The organism is Pseudomonas sp. UBA4194, from assembly GCF_002379585.1.
Lineage (GTDB): Bacteria > Pseudomonadota > Gammaproteobacteria > Pseudomonadales > Pseudomonadaceae > Aquipseudomonas.
The window spans coordinates 81,740-96,554 of record NZ_DFUE01000075.1 but is presented as its reverse complement, the minus strand read 5'-3'; the positions used below and the strand labels follow the sequence as shown (position 1 = coordinate 96,554).

The following is a 14,815-nucleotide window of genomic DNA, read 5'->3' as shown; positions in this document are numbered from 1 at the left end:
ATTGTTCTGCTTTGCACTAAAAGTAGACCGCGCCGCAGGACGGGATATCCGTAATCTGCATCCACATGTGTCAACCGCAGAAGCGGTGTGATAGCTGCGCCCAGTCCAGATCCAGCGGCGCCCATGCGGACGCCTTCGCGGCTATCACGCCGCTCCTACAGGGGACGACCGCAGTACTTCTGTAGGAGCGGCGTGATAGCCGCGAAGAGGCCAGTAGCTTCTATGCAATATCCAGATCCAGCGGCGCCCATGCTGACGCCTTCGCGGCTATCACGCCGCTCCTACAGGGGGAGGATCGCGGTGGTTTTGTAGGAGCGGCGTCATAGCCGCGAAGGGGCCGGCAGCCTCTATGCAATATTCAGATCCAGCGGTGCCCATGCTGACGCCTTCGCGGCTGTCACGCCGCTCCTACAGAGGCAGGATCGCGGTGGCTTTGTAGGAGCGGCGTCATAGCCGCGAAGAGGCCGGTAGCTTCTATGCAATATCCAGATCCAGCGGCGCCCATGCTGACTCCTTCGCGGCTATGACGCCGCTCCTACAGGGGGAGGATCGCGGTGGCTTTGTAGGAGCGGCGTGATAGCCGCGAAGGGGCCGGTGGCTTTTGTGCAATATCCGGATCTGGCGGCGGCCATGCTGACGCCTTCGCGGCTAGCACGCCGCTCCTACAGCGGAATCGCGGTACTTCTGTAGGAGCGGCGTTATAGCCGCGAAGAGGCCGGTAGCTTCTATGCAATATCCAGATCCAGCGGTGCACGAGCGGGCGCCTTCGCGGTGGTTTTGTAGGAGCGGCGTCATAGCCGCGAAGGGGCCGGTGGCTTTTGTGCAATATCCAGATCGGGCGGCGCACGGGCGGGCGTCTTCGCGGCTAGGGCGCCGCTCCTACAGTGGGGGCAAGGGGGATTATTCGAGGGCTTCCGCTATGCCTTGGTCTTCGCCGAGAAACCCCCCACTCTGGTGCTGCCAAAGCCGCGCGTATACGCCATTGCGGGCCAGCAGCTCGCCGTGGGTGCCCTCCTCTATGATGCGGCCTTGGTCCATGACGATCAGCCGGTCCATGGCGGCAATGGTGGAAAGCCGGTGGGCGATGGCGATAACGGTCTTGCCCTGCATCATCTCGTCGAGGCTTTCCTGAATGGCCACTTCCACTTCCGAATCCAGCGCGCTGGTCGCTTCGTCCAGAAGCAGGATCGGCGCATTCTTGAGCATCACCCGCGCAATCGCGATGCGTTGACGCTGACCGCCGGATAGCTTGATGCCCCGCTCACCCACCAGCGTGTCATACCCGCTGCGCCCCTGCTTGTCGCTCAACTGCTGGATGAAAGCATCGGCCTGGGCCTTGATCGCTGCCTCGCGCACGTCCTCATCGGTAGTGTCGGGCCGTGCGTAGGCAATGTTGTCACGGATGGAGCGGTGCAGCAGCGAGGTATCCTGGGTCACCATGCCCATGGCGCTGCGCAAGCTGTCCTGGGTGACGTGAGCAATGTTTTGCCCGTCGACGGTGATCGCACCGCTGTCCACATCGTAGAAGCGCAACAGCAGGTTGATCAGGGTCGACTTGCCGGCCCCGGAACGGCCCACCAGGCCGATTTTCTCGCCCGGACGGATGTTCAGGTTCAGGCCATCGAGCACCTGGCGTTCGCCGTTGTAGTTGAAGCTGACGTTGTTGAAGGCGATGGCGCCCCCGGTGGTCTGCAGCACTGCGGCGTCGGGGTCATCCTTTACCTTGGGGCCACGGGTCAGGGTCGAGATACCGTCCTGGACATTGCCGATATTCTCGAACAGCGAAGTCATCTGCCACATGATCCAGTGGGACATGCCGTTGATCCGCAACGCCATGGCGGTAATTGCCGCCACCGCGCCGGTCCCCACTTCACCGGCGTGCCACAGCCACAGGGCATAGCCGCCCGCCGCCAGAATCAGCCCCACTACCAGCGCCTGATTGACGATCTCGAACTGACTCACCAGGCGCATCTGACGGAAGCCGGTGTCCTTGAAGTCTTCCATGGCCGCACGGGCGAAGTGCGCTTCGCGGTTGGTGTGCGAGAACAGCTTCACCGTGGTGATGTTGGTGTAGGCGTCGGAGATCCTGCCGGTCATGGATGACCGGGCGTGGGCCTGTTCCTGGCCTACTTTGCCCAGGCGCGGCACGAAATACCACATGGCCAGGCCGAACAGCACCACCCAGCCCACGAAGGGCAGCATCAGGCGCAGATCGAACCCGCCGGCCAAGGCGATGATCGCGATGAAATACACGCCGATACCCGGCGCGATCTCGATGAGGGTGAACAGCACCTCGCGCACCGACAAGGCGGTCTGCATGACCTTGGTGGTCACGCGCCCGGAGAACTCGTCGGAAAAGAACGAAAGGCTCTGGCGCAACATCAGCCGGTGAAAATCCCAGCGCAGTCGCAGCGGTAGATTGATGGCCAATACCTGGTGCTGCACCATCGTGCGCAACGCCACCAGCACGATGCTGATCAGCAGCACCGCGGCGATGCCCCACAGCACACTGCTCTCGGGGCGGCCTATCGATCCGTCTTTCTGCCAGGTCGCGAGCAGGTCGACCACCTGGCCGAGGAAGGAGAACAACCAGGCTTCGTAGATGGACACCGCGGCGCTGAGCACCGCCAGGGCCAGGATGTGCCCCCGCGCCCCGCGGGTGCAGGCCCACAGGAAGCGTGCCAGGCCCTGCGGCGGCGGTGGCGCCTCGTCGGGCGGAAAAGGGTCGAGGCGGCGTTCGAAAGAACGGAGCATAAGGGTCTCCGGAAGCGGGGGGGTGGAAAAGCTGACCATGTTAACAGGGGTTTGAGTGCGGGCTGGGTGAGCTGTTCGATCTTGATTGTGGGTGGGGGGATTTGGGGGGGATCGTCCCCTCACCCCAGCCCTCCCGGGCCGCCGTATCGCCCTGAGGGAGAGGGAGCTAAAGGCATACCGCGTACGGCTCCCTCTCCCCAAGGGAGAGGGCTGGGGTGAGGGGACCATCCACCACCAAACCCCCGCCCCACTCCCTCTCCAAGCCCCCAGCCAGAGCCCTCACCCCACATCAAACCTGACGGATGCGAATGTTTCCTATAACCTGTCGCGGTCTTCTGCGGCCCGAGGTCGTGTTGCACATCAAACCACCCCTCGACGAAATGGATTACCAATGCACCTGTTCAAACAGACTCTCCTGGGCGTGGGCCTCCTGCTGGGAAGCCACACCTTCGCGCAAGCCACCACCTATCCCGTTACCGTGACCGACCTGGCCAACCGTCAGGTCGAGATTCCGAGCGAGCCCAAGCACATCGTGCTGCAGGATGGCCGAGACCTGTTCACCCTGGCGCTGCTGGACCGCAAAGACCCCTTCGAGCGCATCGTGGCGTGGAACAACGTGGTCAAGCGTTCGGACCCCAACACCTGGCAGGTCTTCGAAAAACAATGGCCGCAGACCGCGAACCGCGCCACCGACATGCAGTTCGGTGACAACGGCGACCTGAACCTGGAGGCCGTGGTGGCTTCCCGTCCGGACCTGCTGGTGTTCCAGACCCGTGCCAAGACTTCCCTGGAAAACGCCGGCGTGGCCAAGAAGCTGGCGGACCTGAAGATCCCCGTGGTGTTCGTCGACAGCGACCTGGACCCTGTGGTCAACAGCGTGAAGACCGTGCAGTTGCTTGGCCAGGTGCTGAACCGCGAAGAAGAGGCCAAGGCCTACGTCGACTTCTACCAGCAGCATCTGAGCGCGATCGAGAAAATCACTGCCCAGCACGCGCAAAAGCCGCTGGTCTTCGTCGAAGCCAAGGCCGGCCAGGGCGGCGCCAGCGCCTGTTGCTTCACCCACGGCGACGTCTACTGGGGCAAGCTGGTTCAGGCCGCCGGCGGTACCAACCTGGGCTCCAGCCTGGTACCCGGCGCCACCGGCGACGTGACCCTGGAAACCGTGCTGGGCAAGCAGCCGGACGTCTATGTGATGACCGGCTCGCGCTTCTCCGGCAACACTTCGGTGGCCCCGCCCTTCGGCTTCGGTGAAGGCGTCGATGCCGCCGCCATCCAGCGTTCGCTGGCGCTGCTGCAGAAGCGACCAGGCTTTGCCCAGCTCAAGGCCAGCCAACAGAACCGGGTGTACGGCATCTATCACCAGTTCTACGCCAGCAGCTGGAACATTGTGGCCGTGGAAAACCTCAACCAGGCGTTCTATCCGGACAGCGCTGCGCAACTCAAGCCCGCTGACACCCTCAACGGCCTGTTTGCGCTGACCGGCATCAAACCCGTTCCGGCCATCCTGTTCGCGCCGGCCCAGGCCAGTGGTAAGTAACCTGTGAGCACCCCTACCTGCACATCCACCGCGGGCACCGAGGTGCCCGGCTACCAGGCCAACTACAGCCGCGCCGTTTGGCGACGCAGCCTGTTGCTGGCCAGTCTGTTGCTGATTGCCTGCATGGCCTTCGTCGCCGACCTGATCGTCGGCTCCGGCACCCTCACCTTCGGCGAAGCCCTGCGCGGTCTGTTGCAACCTGACAGTGTCGATGCCAGTACCCGCGTCATTCTCTGGGAGCTGCGCATGCCCATGACGCTCATGGCCGTGCTGGCCGGCACCTGCCTGGCGCTGGCCGGGCTGGTGATGCAAACCGTGCTCGACAACCCCCTGGCGGAGCCCTTCACCCTCGGCATTTCCTCGGCAGCGGGCTTCGGCGCCTCCCTGGCGCTGGCCTTCAACGTGTCTCTGGGCCAGGCGCTGCCGGGTCTGGGTGCAGACCTGCTGGTCACCGCCAATGCCTTTCTGTTTTCGCTGCTCACCGTCGGCATGATCCTGCTGCTGACCCGCGGCCACATCGGCCTGCAAGCGATCACGCTGCTCGGCATTGCCGTGCACTTCGTGTTCAGCTCGTTGCTGGGGCTGGTGCAGTACGTGGCGAATGTCGACCAACTGCAGAGCATCGTGTTCTGGTTGATGGGCTCGCTGCTGCACGCGACCTGGAACAAGGTCGCGCTGTGCGGCGTCATCGCTGTGGTTGCGATTCCGGTAGTGCTGGTCCAGGCCTGGGCCCTGACCGCCCTGCGCAGCTTCGGCGAGCAGGCAGTGGTGTTCGGCATCCCGGTGCGGCGGCTGCGCACCCTGATGCTGGTGCTGGCCGCCCTGCTGGCCGGTGCAGTGACGTCGGTGGTGGGCATCATCGGCTTCGTCGGTCTGGTCGCCCCCCATGTGGCCCGATTGCTGGTGGGTGAAGACCAGCGTTTCACCATCGGCGTCACCATCGCCTGCGGCATCATCTTCGTGACCCTCGCCTCACTGGCCAGCAAGATCATCGTCCCAGGTGCGGTGCTGCCCATCGGCATGGTCACCTCGCTGATCGGCTTGCCGTTCTTCATCATCCTTGTTCTGCGAGACCGGAGACTGACCGCGCGATGAGCTTCAGCACCACGGATTACCAAGTCACCCTGCGCGGCAGGACCATTCTCGACAACCTCGCGGTCAACGCTGCCCCGGGTCGTACCCTGGCCATCCTCGGCGCCAACGGTGCGGGCAAGTCGACGTTCATGAAAGGCCTGTGCGGGCTGGTGGCGGCCCGGGGCGCAGCCAGCATCGACGGCACGGACCTGCTCACCGCCTCCCCCACCACCCGCGCCCAATTGATCGGCTATGTCGCTCAGGACATGGCCCACCTGGATGTGCGGTTGTCCACCTACGAGCTTCTGCTGTTGGCCCAGCAAGGCGCCAGCCGACGCTGGGCAACGGGCCAACAGGCCCAGCGCAATGCCAGCGACATGCTCGAACTGCTGGGCCTGCAACGCTTCGCCGAAAGCCAGCCAGGCGAGCTGTCCGGCGGTGAGCGGCAGATGATCTCGCTGGCGCTGGCGTTGATTCGCAGCCCCCGCCTGTTGTTGCTCGACGAGCCCACTTCAGCCCTGGATCTGGCCAACCAGCTGCAGATTCTCGACGCGGTGAGCGCGTACACCCGCGAGCACAACATCGTCACCCTGGCGATCTTTCACGACATGAACCTGGCCAGCCGCTACGCCGACGACACCTTGATGCTGCATCGCGGCAAGGTGTTCTGCAGCGGCAGCACCCCAGAGACCCTGACTCCGGCAAACCTTGCCCATGTATACGGCGTGGATTGCCGCGCCTTGAGCGTGGACGATGGCAGGTTCACCGCCGTCTACCCGGTGTCGGTGCTCTGAACGATCCCTCGGCGAGCGGCCCTGCCTAACGCCACCCCGGCAGGGTGCAGGCCATGGCCGATATGTCGCAGCAATCCCTTGGAACCCGCGCGCCAGACAGGAATCGGACGTTTACATTCCTGTTTTGGTGACCCTCGATGAGCGCTGCAGACTCCTCCCGCCCAGCCCCTTCAACCGACGACCGCGCCCGTGCACTGGTGGCCCGGATGACCGAGGACGAGAAGTTCGCCTGGCTGTCCGGCCCCATGGCGATCCCGCTGGGCGATCAAGCCAAACCTGAAGGTGCGTTGGGCTCGGCCGGCTTCTACCCCGGTATCGACCGACTGGGCATTCCAGCCATGCAGCAGGCAGACGCCAGTCTGGGTGTCGGCAACCTGGGCAACGTTCGCCCTGGCGATCATTGCACCGCGCTGCCCAGCTCGCTCGCCCTGGGCGCCAGCTTCAATCCCGCCCTGGCTTACGAATCGGGGGCCATGGTCGGACGCGAAGCACGGCACAAGGGCTTCAACGTGCAATTGGCAGGCGGCGCCAACCTCATTCGCGAGCCGCGTGGCGGGCGCAATTTCGAGTACGTCTCCGAAGATCCTCTGCTCACCGGGATCATTGCCGGCAATTCGGTCGCAGGCATCCAATCGGAACGGGTGGTGTCCACGGTCAAGCACTTCGTCGCCAATTCCCAGGAAACCGGCCGGGTCATGGTCAGCTCGAACCTGAGCGAGGCGGCCCTGAGGGAATCGGACCTGCTGGCTTTTCAGTTGGCCATCGAGATCGGCAAACCCGGCGCCGTGATGCCAGGCTACAACCTGATCAACGGCGAATACGCTTCCGAACAGGCGTTTCTGCTCAACACCGTGCTCAAGCAGCAGTGGGCATATCCGGGCTGGGTCATGTCCGACTGGGGCGCGACGCACTCCACGGTAAAGGCAGCCTTGGCCGGGCTCGACGTGCAGTCCGGGGCCAATCTGGACGATGCGCATTACTTCGGTGATGCGCTGCGTCAGGCCGTGAACAACGGTGAGGTGCCGCAGGAGCGCATCGACGATATGGTCACTCGCATTCTGCGCAGCCTGATCGAAGTGGGTGCCCTGGACGCACCGCCCACCCCTCCCCAACCGATCGACTTCAGCGCCCACAAGCTGATCGCCCAGCGCCAGGCCGAGGAAGGCATCGTGCTGCTCAAGAACGGTGCGCAAGCGCTGCCCCTGGCGCAGCGTCTCAAGCGCCTGCTGGTGGTGGGCGCCCACGTCGATCATGGTGTGCTGTGTGGCGGTGGGTCGTCTTCGGTCACGCCGATCGGCAGCCTGTCGCTGCCGGGCATCGACATCATGGGCATGCCCGTAGCGAAGGTGTACCAACCCTCTTCGCCCCTGCAAGCCATCCGCGAAGAATGCGGGGCGCAGCAGGTCGACTTTCTGGATGGAACCGACGTGGAGCTGGCCGTTGCCCAGGCCGGCCTCGCTGACGCGGTAATCGTATTCGCCCAAGAGTGGCGCTCCGAGGCATTGGATGCGTCAGGTCTGGGCCTTGGCGCGGACCAGGATGAGTTGATTTCCAGACTGGCCGGTGCCAGCCACAAGACAGTCGTGGTATTGCAGACCGGTGGCCCGGTACTGATGCCCTGGCTCGACCAAGTCGACGCGGTACTGGCTGCCTGGTATCCAGGCTCTGGGGGCGGACCGGCGATTGCCGGGGTGCTGTCCGGCAGGGTCAATCCATCGGGACGTCTACCCGTGACGTTCCCGGCCAGCGAGGCGCAACTGCCGCGGCCCGAGCAGCTGGACCCGGAAACCACCACATCCAACCCCGGCATGCCGCGCAAGGGGACGATCATTGCCGTGGATCATGACATCGAAGGTTCGGACGTAGGCTACCGCTGGTTCGCGCGCGAACAACTGAAACCGCTGCTGCCTTTCGGCTTCGGGCTTTCGTACAGCCAATTCCAATTCAGCGAACTGCAAGTGACGGCAGGCGACGCGCACCAGGCCACGGTGACCATCAGCAATACCGGAAAATACCCGGGCGCCACCACGGTGCAGATCTACGTCACGCGCTTGGGCCCGCAGGGATTCGCCAAGCGCCTGGCCGGTTTCAGGAAAGTGTTCCTGAACCCAGGGCAGAAAACCTCGGTGCAGGTGGACATCGAACCGCGCATCCTGGCCAGCTACCAGCCTGACGGTTTCGTGGTCGCACCAGGCGACTACCGGTTTCATGCCGCTGACCATGCCGAAGACGAACAGTTGTCGGCTGACGTGACCCTGGCAGGTCACTGATCTACAGCTCGGTACAGTTGCCCAACCGCGAAAGCCTTTGTCTGTCGCTAGCCGAGCGGCAGATTAAATGGCATGAACGGCTGGGCAATATATTGTACAAAACCTCCGATGTGTATATGTTCCCCGCATGGAAGCACTTTGATATTGGATCCATGTTTCTCTATCTGCAGCTCAAGGCCGAGCTCCCTTCACTTGGCCACATGAGAGTCGTCAGATGTTGTTCTCGTCCCGTACAAAGAAAGACCAGGCGCTGCGCGAACAGCAACTGGCTCAGCTGGAAAGCCGGCTGCACGCTATCGATCGGTCCATGGCCAGCATCGAATTCGACCTTGATGGCCATGTGTTGCAGGCCAACGACAACTTCCTCACCACCCTGAACTACCGCCGTGAAGACGTGATCGGCCAGCACCATCGGCTGTTCTGCGAACAGCGCTACGCCCGTTCCCCCGAATACCAGGACCTGTGGCGTCGGCTACGCGGCGGCGAGTTCGTGTCTGGTGTGTTCGAGCGTCGCGACAGCGCCGGCAAGGCCATCTGGCTGGAGGCCAGTTACAACCCCATCCGCAATGCCCAGGGTCAAACCGTCCGCATCATCAAGTACGCCACCGATGTCACCCAGCGCATCCAGCAGGAGCAGCAGGCCCAGGCCATGCTCAAGGCCATCGATCGGGCCATGGCGGTGATCGAGTTCAACCTCGATGGCACGGTCATTCAGGCCAACGACAACTTCCTGCAGCTCATGGGTTATAGCCACGCCGAGGTGCTGGGCAAGCACCACCGTCAATTCTGCCCCGCCCATGTGGTCAGCAGCCCTGAATATGCGCAACTCTGGCAGCGGCTCAATGCCGGGCAGTTCTCCAGTGGCCAGTTCGAACGAGTGGGCAAGCAGGGTCAGCAGCTGTGGCTGGAGGCCAGCTATAACCCGGTCTACGACGCTGCCGGGCAACTGTGCAAGGTGGTGAAGTTCGCCAGTGACATCACCGCGCGTATCCAGAGCCAGGCGCGCAACAGCCAAAGTGCTGCCGAGGCGTGGAAGATTTCGGTAGGCACCCGGCAAGTCGCCGAGCAAGGTACGGCCGTGATCCATCAGGCCGCCGATGAGATGCGCAGCATCGCTGCGGACGTCGATCTGTCGTCAGTGATGATGACCAAGCTCGGCGAGCGGTCCGAACAGATCACGGCAATCGTCAAGACCATCCGCAGCATTGCCGAGCAAACCAATCTGCTGGCCCTCAACGCCGCCATCGAAGCCGCTCGGGCCGGCGACATGGGTCGCGGCTTCGCCGTGGTGGCCGACGAGGTTCGCCAACTGGCCGCCCGCACCAGTGCGTCCACGTCGGAGATCTCGGCAATGATCGACACCATTCAGGATGAAACTCGCCAGGCCGTGTCGAGCATGAACAACACCCGCGATCGAGCCCGCAACAGTGTCGAACTGGCCGACGAAGCGGGGCGGGTAATCGTCAAGATCAACCAGGGCACCACCTCGGCGGTGGATGCCGTGAGCATGTTCGCCAGCCAGGCAGGCGCTTGAGCCGAAGCGTTGAGCTGCCCTGCCCCGCCTGGCAAATAATTTGAGTCCGTCCCCTCTCTCGCCAGTCAGAAATTCAGAGCCGGCAAGTCCGGCACTCTATCAACCGGCGAGAATGAGGTTTTCATGGATCTGCAAATCAAGGGGCGTGTAGCCCTCATCACCGGCGCAGCAGGTGGCATCGGCCTGGCCACGGCCAAGCTGTTGAGCGAGGAAGGCGTACGCCTGGTGCTCAGTGACAAGGACGCGGACAAGCTGCAAGCGTCTTGCGCCGGCATCGGTGGGGACGCCCTGCTCCTGACCGCCGACATAACCGATCAAAGCGCCGTGGACGATCTGGTCAAGCAGGCCGAGGCGAAATTCGGTGCGGTCGACATTGTGGTCCATACCGCCGGCGTCACGGGTGCCAAAGGCGAGCCACTGGAGCTGTCCGACGCCGACTACCAGGAAGCCTGGGACACCGACTTCTTTTCCGCCGTGCGCATCGCTCGGGCCACCATTCCCTCGATGCGCGAGCGCAGCTGGGGCCGATTCGTCTGCATCACGTCCGAGAACGCTGTGCAGCCCTACTGGGAAGAAGCCGTCTATAACGTGGCCAAGGCCGGCCTGGCGGCGTTCATCAAGAACCTGTCCTACAAGGAAGCGGGTTTTGGCGTGCTGTGCAATACCGTGGCCCCCGCCTTCATCGAAACCGGCATGACCGACTCGATGATGGAGCAGCGCGCGCAGCAGATGGGGGTTTCGTTCGAAGAGGCCGTGGAAAGCTTTCTGGAGGAAGAACGGCCGGGCATCGTGCAGAAACGCCGCGGCCAACCTGAAGAGGTCGCCGCCGCTATCGCCCTGCTGGTCTCAGGGCGGGCCTCGTTCATCAATGGCAGCAACGTGCGCGTCGACGGTGGCTCGGTCAAGGCCATACAGAACTGAGCCAAACAGGGAATCAAAGCTTGAACCGCACCTCGATGGTGCTGTTGCTGGCCGAACGATCCACGCGCACCGCGTCCTTGCCATAGCCTGAATAGCTGCTGACCAAACGCATCCCAAGCCCGGTTCCGCTGGGTTTGGGATAGGTTTCGGGAAACCCGTCACCCTCATCGCACACGGTAATCAGCGCATCGTCTGCGACACTGCGCACGTCTACCGTTATGGTGCCCTTGCCGTACTTGAGGGCGTTGGTGATCAGCTCGGAGATGATCAAGCCCAGCGGCGCCATCCTTTCAGGCGGCAGGGCGAAGGGCTCCACATTCAGCTCGATCTCCCTGTCGCCGAAGGCTTTGCTGATATCCATCAGCAAGGCCTCCAGATAATCCCGCGCGCCGGCGGATTGGGTATCGCCGTTCTGGTAGAGACGCTCATGCACGGCAGCGATGGTCAGCACTCGGGCGGCAGCCGTCTGCAGTTGAATGCGCACCGCCTCCTCCACGGCCATGTTGGCCTGTAACAACAGCAGTGTATTGACCAGATGCAGGCTGTTCTTGACCCGATGGTGAATTTCTTCCAGTTGCAGGTCGGTCTGGCTCAGCTGGTTGTTTTGCACTTCGATGAGCGATGCCAACTGGCGCTCATGAATGTGTCGTTCGGTGATGTCGCGGGATACCGCGATGATCTTTTCGATCTTGTTGCCTTCGCCATAGATCGGCGCAGCGGTGACGTCCCACCAGCGCGGCTCGCCTTTGGCGGTGGGGCAATAGGACTCGAACCTCACCGATTCCCCTTGTGTAACCCGCTGCAAGGCGTCGACCACCGCCGAACGCGACTCGTCGGGCCACAGCTGCGGCCAGGGTTTGCCGTAGACCTGGTCGGTGAAGTCGATCTCCATCTGGCACAGGCCGGGGGCGTTGAAGAACTCCAGCTCGCCCTGGGGCGACATGATCTTCACGCAGTCCGGGCTGGCGTTGAGGATGGTCTCGGAATACAGGTGCTGGCCCCGCGGAGTATCGTGCAGGGCAATGCGCTCAAGCGCCATGGAGACGATGTTGGCGATCCCCTCCATGAACACCAGATCGGTCTCGATGAAGTCGTCGCCATCGCTGCTGTCCGCCTCGAGCACGCCATAGGGCGTGGATGCGCCACGAATCGGAACGTTGATCGCCCGCTCGATGCCGTACTTTCTGAGCAATGACGGCGTTCTGAAGCGGTGCTCCCTGCCCAGATGGTTGGAAATCACCGGACGATCGGTGGCGTACGCATAACCGGCGGGGCTGGCTTCGTCTGCACCTACCGTGGCGGAGCCGATGTCCGTAGCGTCCCACCCTACACCGTAGGCCAGCAGGAAATCGGTCAACTCGGCCCGGTATCGGAGAATCTTGGCATAGGCGGTACTCATGCCCTTGGCGACAATGGCGCATGCATGCTGCAGCAAGTCGTCGATGTCGTCCGCCTTGAGTGACTTCACCCCGAATTCCACCACCAGCTCATGCTGGGCACGTAGCCGGCTCTGGGAAATCTGCAGGGCGGTGCGAACCGTCTCGTCGGGCGACATCTGTTGCATTTCTTCATCCGGTAGGTGAACTGGAACCACTATGACAGTGCGCAACGGAAACGGTGCGCACAGGCTGTGTCGATGTTTGGAACTCCGCCCGAAGCTCGCTAGGTGGCGGATGCAACCAGCGGCGCCGGCTCGTCGACCCTGGGCAGGTACAACGTGAAGGTGGTACCCCTGCCGACCTCGCTGATCACATCGACTTCCCCGCCGGACTGTTTGGCAAAGCCGAACACCTGGCTCAGACCCAGGCCGGTCCCTTGCCCCACCCCCTTGGTGGTATAGAACGGCTCGAACACCTGCTCCAGACTGGAGGCAGGAATGCCGACCCCGGTGTCGGCGACAGAGACCGCGACATACGCCCCGCGAATGGGCACGTGGCTGCGGATCGCCGGCAGCGAGTCAACCGATTTGACCGTGATGATCAGTTGCCCTTCGCCGCTCATGGCGTCCCGGGCATTGAGTGCCATGTTGACCAGTGCCGTGTCGAACTGACTGGGATCGGCGTTCACGAAGCAACGCAGGGAAGGCAGATTGGTGACGATCTGAATCCGCGAACCTGTCAATGTCCCCATCATTTCATCGACCCCGCGTACGCTGTCACACACCGCGAACACCACCGGCTGCAGCGTCTGGCGCCGGGCGAAAGCGAGCAACTGGGCGGTGAGCTTGGCGGCACGGTCGATGGTCTGGGAGATCGCCGCGACGTATCGAGCGCGCCGCTCTTCGGTCACATCCGGGCGCTTCAACATGTCGGTTGAAGAGCGGATCACCGTGAGCAGATTGTTGAAATCATGTGCCACGCCGCCGGTGAGCTGACCCACCGCCTCCATCTTCTGCGCCTGGCGCAGGGCTTCTCCCTGAGCTTTCTCGGCGGTCACATGGCGGCCGGCCGCATACACCTTGCCGCCTTCACAGCTTCCGGTCCAACTGAACCAGCGATAAGAACCGTCCTTGTGCCGCAGACGGTACTCGTGTGGGACCGTGAGCGGCGCATCGAATACCCCGTGAAAGGCCGCCAGCGTCGCCTCAAGGTCGTCGGGATGGGTGTAGTCGGTAAAACGGGTTCCGAGCAACTCGGCCTCGGTCCAACCCAGGTGCTCTTCCCAACGCGCGTTGACTGACTCGAATGTGCCGTCCGGAAGGTTGATCACCAGCAGTTCCTGGGAGAGCCCCCAGGCGCGATCACGTTCGCGCGTGCGCGCGTCCAATTTGGCCGCCCGCTCCAGCACCTGCTTCTCCAGCTCAGCGTTCAAAACCCTCAGTTCATGCTGGCTGCGGCGCAACTCGCGGTCCGATTGGTGGCGTTCGATGGCCAGCGCTGCGGTTTGGGTAACCAGAGCGATCGCCTCGATGTCGGCCTCGGTAGGTGCGCGGGGTTCACTGTAATAGACCGCGAAGGTGCCGAGCACCCGACCCTGCGCCGCCTTGATAGGCATGGACCAGCAGGCACGCAGCCCGTGGCCCACCGCCAGTTCGGCGTATCCTTCCCAGAGCGGATCGGTAGCGATATCGTGCGCGTATACCGGCGTGCCACGGGCGGCGGCGGTCCCGCAGGAGCCAATGCCTTCGCCAATGGCGATACCATGAATCGCGTCGTTGTACGCCTTGGGCAGGCTGGGCGCGGCGCCGTGAAGCATGTACCGGTCGTCGTCGCTGAGAAACAGCACGGACGTCTTCATGTCGTTGCCACCGTGGGCTTCGACAGCTCTGAGCAGGCCCTCGAGCACCTGCTCGATAGGTACGCCGGCGGCGATTTCCTTCAAGACATGCCGTTCCCGCTCGATCAATGCGAGTGGAGAATAACGCTCGCCCAGCGACGGCTGGACATTCGGCAGACTGAAACTATCGTCAGGCAATCGGTGCACTCCAAGGGGCACGGGGAACAATCCAAGCAGCGGCAGCGCAATTTAGGCATCATCGAGCAGCGGGCTGCATTATCTCACGCAAAACTGCGCTTACCACTAGATTTTGCACAACTGCTGTACAGTTCGACGGACGCGCAAAGTAATGTCTAACCTGAAGCCTTGTTGGCTGGCACTTGATCTGGAGAGGTTCGATGGCATCGATTGAAGAGGTACTGAGTGCTTTGGATCCTCCGCTCAAGCACGAATGCGAGATGCGGGACCGCTCCTTTCATCTGAGCCTTAGCGACCCTACGGTGCCGACGGCGACGGTGGAGCGCAGCTTCGCCAAGCATGAGCTGGAGAACAGCGTCACCTTCCAGGTGGTGTTGCTCTATGCCGTGAACCAGTTGCGGGGCATGGGTTCGCATGTGCCGCTGGAGGTGCTTCCGGCTATCGATCCGCCAGAGGGGTTGAATTGGCAAGAGAGCTGAGATGAGGGCTGGGTGCGGGATGATCCCTGCGCCCAGCC

General features: G+C 62.9%; 10 protein-coding genes and 1 pseudogene. 8 read left to right on the top strand and 3 right to left on the bottom strand.

What is annotated here, in order from left to right:
• Positions 1 to 900: 900 nt before the first annotated feature.
• Positions 901 to 2,754 carry an ABC transporter ATP-binding protein gene (locus B3397_RS18130; protein WP_296252775.1) on the bottom strand — a complete coding sequence of 618 codons (1,854 nt, stop codon included), beginning with the start codon at positions 2,752 to 2,754 and terminating at the stop codon, positions 901 to 903.
• 391 nt (positions 2,755 to 3,145) lie between these two features.
• Between B3397_RS18130 and B3397_RS18125 the strand changes: the two genes are divergently transcribed.
• The 7 genes and pseudogenes from B3397_RS18125 (at position 3,146) to B3397_RS18100 (ending at position 10,884) form a co-directional block, all read left to right on the top strand.
• Positions 3,146 to 4,291, top strand: coding sequence for an ABC transporter substrate-binding protein (locus B3397_RS18125; RefSeq protein ID WP_296252773.1), 1,146 nt, complete (start codon positions 3,146 to 3,148; stop codon positions 4,289 to 4,291).
• Between the two features lie 3 nt (positions 4,292 to 4,294).
• Positions 4,295 to 5,386 (top strand): FecCD family ABC transporter permease, encoded by a 1,092-nt coding sequence (locus B3397_RS18120; RefSeq protein WP_296252771.1) that lies wholly within the window; start codon positions 4,295 to 4,297, stop codon positions 5,384 to 5,386.
• Entirely contained in the window at positions 5,383 to 6,159 is a 777-nt protein-coding gene (locus B3397_RS18115) for an ABC transporter ATP-binding protein (protein ID WP_296252769.1), read from the top strand. Before B3397_RS18120 ends, B3397_RS18115 begins: the two co-directional genes overlap by 4 nt.
• A gap of 137 nt (positions 6,160 to 6,296) precedes the next feature.
• Positions 6,297 to 8,429: a glycoside hydrolase family 3 protein gene (locus B3397_RS18110; RefSeq protein ID WP_296252767.1), complete on the top strand. Its 2,133-nt coding sequence runs from the start codon at positions 6,297 to 6,299 to the stop codon at positions 8,427 to 8,429.
• A 214-nt stretch (positions 8,430 to 8,643) separates the two neighbouring features.
• Positions 8,644 to 9,423: pseudogene (locus B3397_RS22595) on the top strand (PAS domain-containing protein); the annotation flags it as partial.
• A 108-nt stretch (positions 9,424 to 9,531) separates the two neighbouring features.
• On the top strand, positions 9,532 to 9,963 hold the full coding sequence (locus tag B3397_RS22590) for a methyl-accepting chemotaxis protein (protein ID WP_414704408.1): 432 nt from the start codon (positions 9,532 to 9,534) through the stop codon (positions 9,961 to 9,963).
• A 123-nt stretch (positions 9,964 to 10,086) separates the two neighbouring features.
• Positions 10,087 to 10,884, top strand: coding sequence for an SDR family NAD(P)-dependent oxidoreductase (locus tag B3397_RS18100; protein ID WP_296252764.1), 798 nt, complete (start codon positions 10,087 to 10,089; stop codon positions 10,882 to 10,884).
• 13 nt (positions 10,885 to 10,897) lie between these two features.
• On the opposite strand, the gene B3397_RS18095 is transcribed toward B3397_RS18100, so the two are convergent.
• Entirely contained in the window at positions 10,898 to 12,448 is a 1,551-nt protein-coding gene (locus B3397_RS18095) for a sensor histidine kinase (RefSeq protein WP_296252763.1), read from the bottom strand.
• Positions 12,449 to 12,546: 98 nt separating this feature from the next.
• Positions 12,547 to 14,298, bottom strand: coding sequence for a GAF domain-containing protein (locus tag B3397_RS18090; protein WP_296252762.1), 1,752 nt, complete (start codon positions 14,296 to 14,298; stop codon positions 12,547 to 12,549).
• Positions 14,299 to 14,498: 200 nt separating this feature from the next.
• Between B3397_RS18090 and B3397_RS18085 the strand changes: the two genes are divergently transcribed.
• Complete coding sequence (locus B3397_RS18085) at positions 14,499 to 14,777, top strand: hypothetical protein (RefSeq protein WP_296252760.1); 279 nt, start codon at positions 14,499 to 14,501, stop codon at positions 14,775 to 14,777.
• The last annotated feature ends 38 nt before the right edge of the window (positions 14,778 to 14,815 follow it).

What these genes read in the sequence shown, in the direction of transcription:
- B3397_RS18110 (WP_296252767.1), top strand. Translation starts at nt 6,297, where the DNA reads ATGAGCGCTGCAGACTCCTCCCGCCCAGCCCCTTCAACCGACGACCGC.
- B3397_RS18130 (WP_296252775.1), bottom strand. Translation starts at nt 2,754, where the DNA reads ATGCTCCGTTCTTTCGAACGCCGCCTCGACCCTTTTCCGCCCGACGAG.
- B3397_RS22590 (WP_414704408.1), top strand. Translation starts at nt 9,532, where the DNA reads ATGCGCAGCATCGCTGCGGACGTCGATCTGTCGTCAGTGATGATGACC.
- B3397_RS18095 (WP_296252763.1), bottom strand. Translation starts at nt 12,448, where the DNA reads ATGCAACAGATGTCGCCCGACGAGACGGTTCGCACCGCCCTGCAGATT.
- B3397_RS18125 (WP_296252773.1), top strand. Translation starts at nt 3,146, where the DNA reads ATGCACCTGTTCAAACAGACTCTCCTGGGCGTGGGCCTCCTGCTGGGA.
- B3397_RS18085 (WP_296252760.1), top strand. Translation starts at nt 14,499, where the DNA reads ATGGCATCGATTGAAGAGGTACTGAGTGCTTTGGATCCTCCGCTCAAG.
- B3397_RS18100 (WP_296252764.1), top strand. Translation starts at nt 10,087, where the DNA reads ATGGATCTGCAAATCAAGGGGCGTGTAGCCCTCATCACCGGCGCAGCA.
- B3397_RS18115 (WP_296252769.1), top strand. Translation starts at nt 5,383, where the DNA reads ATGAGCTTCAGCACCACGGATTACCAAGTCACCCTGCGCGGCAGGACC.